This is a genomic window from Streptomyces sp. NPDC058221, from assembly GCF_042882365.1.
Taxonomy (GTDB): Bacteria; Actinomycetota; Actinomycetes; order Streptomycetales; family Streptomycetaceae; genus Streptomyces.
The window spans coordinates 1-9,881 of record NZ_JBHVWF010000214.1; the positions used below are offsets into that span (position 1 = coordinate 1).

10 protein-coding genes are annotated in these 9,881 nt (G+C 70.9%); 7 read left to right on the forward strand and 3 right to left on the reverse strand.

Annotated elements, in window-relative coordinates; all coding sequences use genetic code 11:
* Positions 1–182 precede the first annotated feature (182 nt).
* From ACFVW8_RS36440 to ACFVW8_RS36450, 3 genes are all read right to left on the reverse strand, one after another.
* The gene (locus ACFVW8_RS36440; protein ID WP_389697844.1) at positions 183–410 is read right to left on the reverse strand and encodes a DUF3107 domain-containing protein; all 228 of its coding nucleotides are present in this window, start codon (positions 408–410) and stop codon (positions 183–185) included.
* Between the two features lie 132 nt (positions 411–542).
* The gene (locus tag ACFVW8_RS36445; RefSeq protein ID WP_389697846.1) at positions 543–1,184 is read right to left on the reverse strand and encodes a TetR/AcrR family transcriptional regulator; all 642 of its coding nucleotides are present in this window, start codon (positions 1,182–1,184) and stop codon (positions 543–545) included.
* 168 nt (positions 1,185–1,352) lie between these two features.
* Positions 1,353–1,568, reverse strand: a complete 216-nt coding sequence (locus ACFVW8_RS36450) for a hypothetical protein (protein WP_389697848.1) — start codon at positions 1,566–1,568, stop codon at positions 1,353–1,355.
* 111 nt (positions 1,569–1,679) lie between these two features.
* Between ACFVW8_RS36450 and ACFVW8_RS36455 the strand changes: the two genes are divergently transcribed.
* From ACFVW8_RS36455 to ACFVW8_RS36485, 7 genes are all read left to right on the forward strand, one after another.
* The gene (locus ACFVW8_RS36455) at positions 1,680–2,645 is read left to right on the forward strand and encodes an alpha/beta fold hydrolase (RefSeq protein ID WP_389697850.1); all 966 of its coding nucleotides are present in this window, start codon (positions 1,680–1,682) and stop codon (positions 2,643–2,645) included.
* Entirely contained in the window at positions 2,630–3,997 is a 1,368-nt protein-coding gene (locus ACFVW8_RS36460; RefSeq protein WP_389697852.1) for a DUF3152 domain-containing protein, read from the forward strand. The genes ACFVW8_RS36455 and ACFVW8_RS36460 overlap by 16 nt, the downstream gene beginning before the upstream one ends.
* Positions 3,998–4,152: 155 nt before the next feature.
* The gene (locus ACFVW8_RS36465) at positions 4,153–4,248 is read left to right on the forward strand and encodes an Ms4533A family Cys-rich leader peptide (protein ID WP_311316959.1); all 96 of its coding nucleotides are present in this window, start codon (positions 4,153–4,155) and stop codon (positions 4,246–4,248) included.
* 218 nt (positions 4,249–4,466) lie between these two features.
* Complete coding sequence (locus ACFVW8_RS36470; protein WP_389697855.1) at positions 4,467–6,194, forward strand: ABC transporter substrate-binding protein; 1,728 nt, start codon at positions 4,467–4,469, stop codon at positions 6,192–6,194.
* Positions 6,195–6,196: 2 nt separating this feature from the next.
* Positions 6,197–7,180, forward strand: coding sequence for an ABC transporter permease (locus tag ACFVW8_RS36475; RefSeq protein ID WP_389697857.1), 984 nt, complete (start codon positions 6,197–6,199; stop codon positions 7,178–7,180).
* Positions 7,177–8,166, forward strand: a complete 990-nt coding sequence (locus ACFVW8_RS36480; protein WP_389697859.1) for an ABC transporter permease — start codon at positions 7,177–7,179, stop codon at positions 8,164–8,166. The genes ACFVW8_RS36475 and ACFVW8_RS36480 overlap by 4 nt, the downstream gene beginning before the upstream one ends.
* Positions 8,163–9,782, forward strand: a complete 1,620-nt coding sequence (locus ACFVW8_RS36485) for a dipeptide ABC transporter ATP-binding protein (protein WP_389697861.1) — start codon at positions 8,163–8,165, stop codon at positions 9,780–9,782. The genes ACFVW8_RS36480 and ACFVW8_RS36485 overlap by 4 nt, the downstream gene beginning before the upstream one ends.
* Positions 9,783–9,881 lie beyond the last annotated feature (99 nt).

Sequence of the window (9,881 nt, forward strand, 5' to 3'; positions counted from 1 at the left end):
AACCACACAGGGCTCTTTGTGTGGGGGTTTGTTTTTTTTTTTAACGTCCCGGGCCACACCCCCCCCGCGGGGGGGTCGCCCCCCCGGGGGCGGCCGGGCCCCCCCCCGGGCGCCCCCCCCCCCGGGGCCGGGGGGCCCCCCCCCCCGCCCCGCTTCCACGGTCACTGTGTCCGTACGCGCCGCTACAGCGCGCCGAACCCCACCCGTCGTGTGCTGGGCTCGCCGATCTCCACGTAGGCGATCCGGTCGGCCGGCACCAGGACCTTGCGGCCCTTCTCGTCCGTGAGGCTGAGCAGCTGCGCCTTGCCGGCGAGAGCCTCGGAAACCGCGCTCTCGACCTCTTCGGCGGGAAGCCCGCTCTCCAGAACGATCTCCCGGGGCGTGTGCTGCACCCCGATCTTGACCTCCACGGCTATGTCCCTCCGACGGTCAGTCCCTGCGCGGTGAACCGCGCCGTACGCAGCACACATTAGCCCGCTGAAGGGACCGTCCACGGCCCCGCGGGCAACGCCCGCAGCGAACACGGCCGCCGGCCGCCCCGCTCAGTGCTGATCGATGCCGTGCAGCGGGAAGCCCGCGATACCCCGCCAGGCCAGCGACGTGAGCAGCTCCACCGCCGTGTCGCGCGGAATCGCGGAACGGCTGGAGAGCCAGTAGCGGGCCACCACCTGGGACACCCCGCCCAGACCGACGGCGAGCAGCATGGACTCTTCCTTGGACAGGCCCGTGTCACCGGCGATCACGTCGGAGATCGCCTCGGCGCACTGCAGCGAGACCCGGTCGACCCGCTCGCGCACGGCGGGCTCGTTGGTCAGGTCCGATTCGAAGACCAGCCGGAAGGCGCCGCCCTCGTCCTCGACGTACGCGAAGTAGGCGTCCATCGTCGCGGCCACGCGCAGCTTGTTGTCGGTCGTCGACGCGAGCGCCGTCCGCACCGACTGCAGCAGCGACTCGCAGTGCTGGTCGAGCAGGGCCAGATAGAGCTCCAGCTTGCCCGGGAAGTGCTGGTAGAGCACCGGCTTGCTGACCCCGGCCCGTTCCGCGATGTCGTCCATCGCGGCGGAGTGGTAGCCCTGTGCGACGAAGACCTCCTGGGCGGCTCCCAGGAGCTGATTGCGCCGGGCGCGACGCGGCAGGCGAGTGCCTCGCGGGCGCGCCGCCTCGGTCTGCTCGATGGCTGTCACGCCGCCTCCCAAATTCGTGATCCGACACAGTCGTTCCATGCACGCCGCGCCGTACCGCCATCGTACTTTCGGGTAACCGGGGTATGCGCGGCGCGGACGCAGAATTTCACGGACCGGACGACTGCGGTAGCCACAGATTCCTCGACCTGTGCCGTATAGCGGTACGTATCAGCGGTAATCGTCCTCATCGTGTGTGACAACGCGGGCCTGTTCCGCCGCGTCCGCCTCGTTCGCACGGTTCCGGTCGAGCTCCGTCAGTGGTTCGTCGCTCTCGGGGCGCAGCTCCGCCTGCTGTTCCGCGGCGTCCGCCTCGGGCGTCTCCTGGTCGGGTTCTTCGGGCTGGACGCCCTCGAAGGTGTCCGGGTCACTGGGGTCGACCGTCATGGTGACTCCCTTCCTGTTGCTTCGAGCCTAGGAGCAACGCCCAGAAGCCGCTACGTGGTGTGTGACCGCGAACACATCAACCACGGTGTGATCGTCTCGTAACATTGCCGCATGTCTTCGACCGAGCTGCCGGGAGTCCGTGCCGCCGCCGCAGCGGTGGCCCCCACGGTGAGCGCCGTCAAGGTCGCGGAGGGGGAGAGGCTTCGCTCCGTCACGCTGCCCGGACTGACGCTGACCGTCCGTTCGCGGCCGCCGGAGCGGACCGGGCTGCCGCCCGCCCTCTACGTGCACGGGCTCGGCGGCTCCTCGCAGAACTGGTCGGCGCTGATGCCGCTCCTCCAGGACGTGCTGGACGGCGAGGCGGTCGACCTGCCCGGCTTCGGGGACTCCCCGCCGCCGGACGACGGCAACTACTCGGTCACCGGCCACGCGCGCGCCGTGATCCGCTTCCTCGACGCGGGGGAGCGCGGCCCCGTCCACCTCTTCGGCAACTCGCTCGGCGGCGCGGTGGCGACCCGGGTCGCGGCCGTCCGGCCCGACCTGGTGCGCACCCTCACCCTGATCTCGCCCGCGCTCCCCGAGATCCGGGTCCAGCTGTCGGCCGCGCCGACCGCGCTGCTCGCGGTTCCGGGTCTCGTCTCCCTGTTCGCCCGGATGACCCGGGACTGGACCGCGGAGGAACGCACCCGCGGAGTCATGGCACTCTGTTACGGCGATCCGGCACGGGTCTCCGAGACGGGCTTCCGCGAAGCGGTGGCCGAAATGGAGCGGCGGCTGGAGCTGCCGTACTTCTGGGACGCCATGGCGCGCTCGGCACGTGGCATCGTCGATGCGTACACGCTGGGCGGTCAGCACGGACTGTGGCGTCAGGCCGAGCGTGTGCTCGCACCGACCCAGCTCGTGTACGGCGGACGGGACCGGCTCGTCTCGTACCGGATGGCACGCAGGGCGTCCGCGGCCTTCCGCGATTCGCGGCTGCTGACACTGCCCGACGCGGGGCACGTGGCGATGATGGAGTACCCGGAGACGGTCGCCCAGGCGTTCCGGGAACTGCTCGACGAATGCGGCGGGAGCTGATCCGGGGCGTGGGACGACACAGTCGAAAAGGCCCTGGGCCCAAGGCACCTGAGGCCGGGCCGTCCGCGGGGGACGCGGGCGCCGAGCGCGAGGGCACCCGGCCCGCACCCGGCAGCGGCCGGCGCAGAAGGCCGGGCGATGTGCCGCCCGGCACCGGGGGTCACACCCCGTTCCAGGGCATTCCGCAGGTGCGCGGCGGCCACCCCGAACAGCGTGAGCCCGGCGGGGGCTGGGGCACCGGCCCCATGGAGCGCCCTCCGGGGCGGCAGACCCCGCCGCACGGCGCCCCCGGCCGTACCGCGGCACAGGCGCCGACGCCCCCGCGTCCGCAGGGCCCGCAGGCGACCGGCGCCCGGCCGCTGATACCGGGACCGCGCAAGGAGTTCGTCGAGGCCTTCGACACCCCGCCCGCTCCGCCCGCACCCCGCGGCTCGGCGCCCGCCCCGGCCCCGACCGCCCCGGCCGATCCGTACCGCTCCGTCAGCGACTGGGACGAGCAGCCGCCGGGCGGGGGCGGCGACGACCCCGCCAAGGAATCCAGGGGCGGCAGGGGCCGTACCTTCACCGGCATCGCGGCAGCCGCGGTGACCACGGTGCTCGCGGTGGTCGTGGCCGGCCAGGTCGCCCATGACAGCGGGGGCCGGTCCGGCGCCGCGCAGGCCGCGGGCGTCGACCGGGACGGCGGCGACGACGCCTCGCGTTCGGACACCCGGTCGACTCCCTCCCCCAAGAAGGCGGTGGTCAAGCCTCTTTCGTATGAGCAGAAAATGGCCAAGCCCTATCCGCTGGCGCCGAAGCTCAAGGGGTCCGGGAAATTCGAGGCCGTGCCCGGCGTGGCGAAGGCGCCGGGCAAGGGGCACACGTACCGGTATCGGATCGATGTCGAGAAGGGGCTCGGGCTCGACTCCGCCCTCTTTGCCCAGGCGGTGCAGAAAACCCTTAATGATGAACGGAGTTGGGCGCACGACGGCGCGATGACCTTCGAACGGGTTTCCACCGGGGATCCGGATTTCGTGATCACGCTGGCCAGTCCCGGGACCACGGCCGACTGGTGCGAGAAGTCGGGGCTCGACACGACGGAGGACAACGTCTCCTGCGACTCCGCCGCGACCGAGCGCGTGATGATCAACGCCTATCGGTGGGCCCAGGGGTCGTCGACCTTCGGCCCCGACAAGCTCTACTCCTACCGCCAGATGCTGATCAACCACGAGGTGGGTCATCGGCTGGGTCGCAACCATGTGAGCTGCCGCACGCCGGGCGCGCTCGCTCCGGTGATGCAGCAGCAGACCAAATCGCTGGATATCGACAACATCAAGTGCCGCCCCAACGCCTGGGTGTATCCCACCGGTTGAGCCCGACCTGCGACTGCGTGCGTGGTCGCGGGTCCACCGGCCAGGGGTCGGTGGACGGGCCGCCGGAGGTATCCCCTCGCCGCGCCTGTCCGGATAATGAGACCGCCGTCTCACATCGCGTTGACATCGCGAGGGCCGTCGCACATATTTCTCGCATGTCACGCAGCCTCGTCACCTTCGATCGCGCCGCCATTGAGCTGGCGCTCATCGGTGTGACCGGGCACAGCGTCGCCGACGTCGACTGTTGCTGACGCCGCCTGCCCGAGTGCGCGTCGGCCCCCTCGTCCGAGCCTGATGGCCCGAACGGATCCTCCCCGACTGCCGCACCGGGCGTACTCCGTCCGCAGGCGCGGCAGTTCCAGTGTTCCGGTCCCCGAACCGACCGGTCGTGTGCACATGCCTCTCGCCGCCTGCACGGATTCGCTTCTGTTTCCTTCATCCAGGCAGTACTCCGAGAGGTCACCTTCCGATGCGTCAACCGTCCGTCATATCGCGCCGCGCAGCAGCGGTCGCCGTAGTACTCGTCGTGGCCGCAGGCGCCGCGGCCTGCGGGCCCGATGGCAGCAGCAAGGGCAGCGACGGCAGCTCCGGCGCAGCGGGGGCGCCCAAGAAGGGCGGCACGCTCACCGTCCTCAACAGCGTCCCGCAGGAGGACTTCGACCCCGCCCGGCTCTACACCTCCGGCGGCGGCAACGTCCCCTCCCTCGTCTTCCGTACGCTCACCACCCGCAACCGGGAGGACGGCGCAGCCGGCTCGAAGGTCGTTCCCGACCTGGCGACCGACCTGGGCAGGCCCAGCAAGAACGCCACCGTCTGGACGTACACGCTCAAGGACAACCTCACGTACGAGGACGGCACCGCGATCACGAGTGCCGACATCAAGTACGGCATCGAGCGCTCCTTCGCCGCCGAGCTCTCCGGCGGCGCGCCCTATCTGCGCGACTGGCTGATCGGCGGGGCCGGCTACCAGGGCCCGTACAAGGACAAGAAGGGCCTCGACTCGATCGAGACGCCCGATGCGAAGACCATCGTCTTCCACCTCAACAAGCCCGAGGGCGAGTTCCCCTTCCTGGCGACCCAGACCCAGACCACCCCGGTGCCGAAGGCCAAGGACACCGGCACGAAGTACGAGGAGCACCCGCTCGCCTCCGGTCCGTACAAGGTCGTCAAGAACGAGGGTGACGGCGAGCGCCTCACCCTGGAGCGCAACCCCCACTGGTCGGCCGCCACCGACAAGGAGCGCAAGGCCTACCCCGACCGGATCGACGTCCGCTCCGGCCTCGACTCCGCCGTCATCAACCAGCGGCTCTCCGCCTCGCAGGGCACCGACGCCGCGGCCGTGACCACCGACACCAACCTCGGTCCGGCCGAGCTCGCCAAGGTCAGCGGCGACAAGAAGCTCGCGGCCCGGGTCGGCACCGGCAACTTCGGCTACACGAACTACATCGCCTTCAACCCGAAGGTGAAGCCGTTCGACAACCCGAAGGTGCGCGAGGCGATCTCGTACGCCGTCGACCGCACCTCCGTGGTCAACGCGGCGGGCGGCTCCTCGCTCGCCAAGCCCGCCACCACCTTCCTGCCCGACCAGGCCTCCTTCGGCTACACGCCGTACGACGCCTTCCCGGCGGGGAAGAACGGCAACGCGGCCAAGGCGAAAGAGCTGCTGAAGGAGGCCGGTTACGCCAAGGGCCTGACCGTCACCCTCACGCACAACAACGAGAAGAACTTCGAGACCAGCCCGGAGATCGCCACCGCACTCCAGGAGGCGCTGAAGAAGGCCGGCATCACCGTCAAGCTCCGGGGCCTGGAGGACAACGCCTACTCGGACACGATCCACAACCTGAAGACCGAGCCGGGCTTCTTCATCACCGGCTGGGGCGCCGACTGGCCCTCCGGCGGTCCGTTCTTCGCCCCGATCTTCGACGGACGCCAGATCGTCAAGGCCGGGGCCAACTTCAACGCCTCGCAGCTGAACGACTCCGCGGTCAACAAGGAGATCGACGAGATCAACAAGCTGACCGACCTGAGCGCAGCCGCCAAGCGCTGGGGCGCGCTCGACAAGAAGGTCGGTGAGCAGGCGCTGACCGTGCCGCTGTTCCACCCGGTCTACAAGCGCCTGTACGGCGAGTCCGTCAAGAACGTCGTGATCAGCGACTGGACCGGCGTGCTCGACATCTCGCAGGTCGCGGTCAAGTAACCATGGCCGAAGCACTGCCGGTCAGGGAGGCGGGGGCCGTCGAGGCCCCCGCCTCCGGGGCCCATCCGTTCTGGCGTCGGCTGCGGACCAGGCGCTCCGCCCTGGTCGCGGCCGTCGTCGTCGCCCTGCTGGTTCTCGCCGCGCTCGCCGCACCACTGCTCGCGGGCATCGAGGGCCAGAACCCCACCACGTACCACCCCGATCTCGTCGACTCCGCCACCGGCGGGGTGCCACTCGGCTCCTTCGGCGGGATCAGCGCCGAGCACTGGCTCGGCGTCGAACCGCTCACCGGACGCGACCTCTTCGCCCGCGTCGTGTACGGCGCCCGGGTCTCGCTCGGCGTCGCGCTCGGCGCGACCCTGCTCCAGGTGGTCATCGGCGTGCTCACCGGCCTCGCGGCCGGCCTCGGCAACCGCTTCGTCGACCAGGTGGTCAGCCGGATCACCGACGTCATGGTGGCCCTGCCGGTCATGGTGGCCGCCCTCGGCGCGCTCGCCGTCGCACCGGCCGGATTCCCGCGCCCGGTGCTGATCGCGCTGCTCGTCGGACTGGTCGGCTGGACCCACATCTCCAAGATCGTGCGCGCCAAGACCCTCGCCATGAAATCGCTCGACCACGTCGCGGCGGCGCGGCTCAGCGGCTGGAACTCCTGGCAGATCGCCCGGCGTGAGCTGCTGCCCTCGCTTGCGGCGCCCGTCATCACGTACGCCGTGCTGCTCTTCCCCTCCAACATCGTGGTCGAGGCCGCGCTGTCCTTCCTCGGCGTGGGCATCAAGCCGCCCACGCCGTCCTGGGGGCAGATGCTCAGCGACGCCGACACCTGGTACCAGGCGGCGCCCACCTATCTGCTGATCCCGGCCCTGCTGCTCTTCGTCACCGTGCTGGCGCTCACCGTCCTCGGCGAGGGCGTGCGCACCGCACTCGATCCGCGCGCCGCCTCCCGGCTGCGGGTCGGCACCGGCGCCAAGAAGGAGGCCGGAGCATGAAGTGGTTCCTGCTGCGGCGCCTCGGCGGGGCGCTCTTCGTCCTGCTCGCCCTCAGTCTCGTCGTCTACGCCGCCTTCTACGTGGCGCCGGGCAACGTCGCGCAGATCGCCTGCGGTCCGCGCTGCTCGCCCGAGCAGGTCGCCCAGGTCAGCCAGCAGCTGCGGCTGGAGGACCCGGTGTACGTGCAGTACGCGCACTTCCTCCAGAGCCTGGTCGCCGGCCGTGACTACTCCACCGGAACCGGTGTGGTGCACTGCGACGCCCCCTGCCTGGGGCTCTCGTACCAGAGCGGTCAGCAGGTCACCCAGCTGATCGTCACCAAGCTGCCGGCCACCGCCTCGCTCGCCGTCGGCGCCTTCGTGCTGTGGATGGTGCTCGGGGTCGGCACCGGAGTGCTCTCGGTGTGGCGGCGCGGCCGCGCCACCGAGCGCATCCTCACCGGGATCACCCTGGCCGGCATGGCCACGCCGGTCTTCGTGATCGGTCTGCTGCTGATCATCATCTGCGTCACGGCCCTCCAGATCCTGCCGTTCCCGGACTACGTGCCGTTCACGGACGATCCGGAGCAGTGGGCCTGGAACCTGCTGCTGCCCTGGATCTCCCTGGCGCTCGTCTCCGCCGCCCCGTACGCGCGGATGACCCGCGCGTCGATGCTGGAGACGCTCGCCGAGGACCATGTGCGCACCTTCAGGGCGTACGGGGTCAGCGAGCGGGTGATCGTCGGACGGCACGCGCTGCGTGGCGCGCTCGCCCCGGTGATCGCGCTCGGCGCACTGGACATCGGCTCGATGTTCGGCGGTGCCGTGCTCACCGAGTCCCTCTTCGGGATTCCGGGGGTCGGTCGCGAACTCGTCGCGGCCGTGCGGAACGTGGACCTTCCGGTCGTCGTCGGCCTGGTGCTCGTCACCGGGTTCTTCGTCGTCCTGGCCAATGCCGTCGCGGACATTCTGCAGGCGATGGCCGACCGACGGGTGGTGCTGTCATGAGTCTCGTCGAGGTCACCGATCTCTCGATCTCGTTCGGCGACGTGCAGGCGGTGCGCGGACTGTCGTTCTCGCTGGAGGCGGGCGACGCGCTCGGCGTCGTCGGCGAGTCCGGTTCCGGCAAGAGCGCCTCGGCGTACGCCCTGCTCGGGCTGCACCGGGGGACCGGCGCCAGGGTGGGCGGCACGGTCCGGGTGGCCGGGGTGGACGTCCACGCCGCCGACGACGCACAACTGCGCGGGCTGCGCGGGGCGAAGGCCGCGATGGTCTTCCAGGACCCGCTCACCTCGCTGGACCCGTACTACGCCGTCGGCGACCAGATCGCCCAGGTGTACCGGGTCCACAACCGGGTCTCCCGACGGGCGGCGCGGACCAGGGCCGTCGAGGTGCTGGACCGGGTCGGCATTCCCGACGCGGTACGCCGCTCCCGCTCCCGGCCGCACGAGTTCTCCGGCGGGATGCGTCAACGGGCCCTGATCGCGATGGCGCTGGCCTGCGAGCCGGAGCTGCTGATCGCCGACGAGCCGACCACCGCGCTCGACGTCACCGTGCAGGCCCAGATCCTCGACCTGCTGCACAACCTGCGCCGCGAGACGGGCATGGGCCTGCTGCTGGTCACCCATGACGTCGGTGTGGCGGCCGAGTCGGTGGACGAGGTGCTGGTCATGCGGTCCGGACTCGCGGTGGAACGGGGGCCGGTGGCCCAGGTACTCGCTGCGCCGCGCGAGCCGTACACGAAGGCGCTGCTGTCCGCGGTGCCGCGCATCGCCCCGGAGCCGGACGGCCCGTGCGGCCCGGACGGTGCAGACGGTGCGGACGGTGCGGACGGGCGCTCGGTCCTCGACAAGGCAGAGGTGCTGGTCGAGGCCGACGCCGTGAGCCAGGTGTTCGGCCGGGGGAAGTCCGCCCTGACCGCCGTCGACGGTGTCTCCCTGACCGTCCGGCACGGGGAGACGCTCGGCATCGTCGGGGAGAGCGGCAGCGGCAAGACCACGCTCGGGCGGATGCTCGTCGGCCTGCTGGAGCCCACCTCCGGGAGCCTCACCCGGGTGGACCGGGTGCAGATGGTCTTCCAGGACCCGGTCTCCTCGCTCAACCCGCGCCGCTCCGTGGGCGAGTCGGTCGCCGACCCGCTCCGGGCGCGCGGGGAGCGCGACGAGGACGCGATCAGGGCGCGGGTACGGGATCTGCTGGAGCGCGTCGGGCTCGAAGCCGACCAGTACGACCGCTATCCGCACGAGTTCAGCGGCGGACAGCGCCAGCGCGTCGGCATCGCACGGGCGCTCGCGGCCGAACCGAGGCTGATCGTCTGCGACGAGGCGGTCTCCGCCCTCGACGTGACGACCCAGGCCCAGGTGACCGCGCTGCTGGCCGAGCTCCAGCAGGAACTGGGACTCGCGCTGGTCTTCATCGCGCACGATCTCGCCGTGGTACGCCAGGTCAGCGACCGGGTCGCCGTCATGCGGCGGGGCCGGATCGTCGAGGAGGGCCCGGTGGAGCAGGTGTACGGAGCGCCGAGCGACCCGTACACCAAGCAGCTCCTGGCAGCTGTGCCGGCGCTCGATCCGGCACTCGCGGCCGTGCGCCGCGCGGCCCGCGCGGAGCTGGCCGCAGCCTGACCGTACGTAGTCGACTGCCTCTATAGCGCGACGGAACGCTACAGGGGTGGGAAAGTTACGCCGGTTCACCCCTTTCGGTGGTGCGACGGACAACCGTCC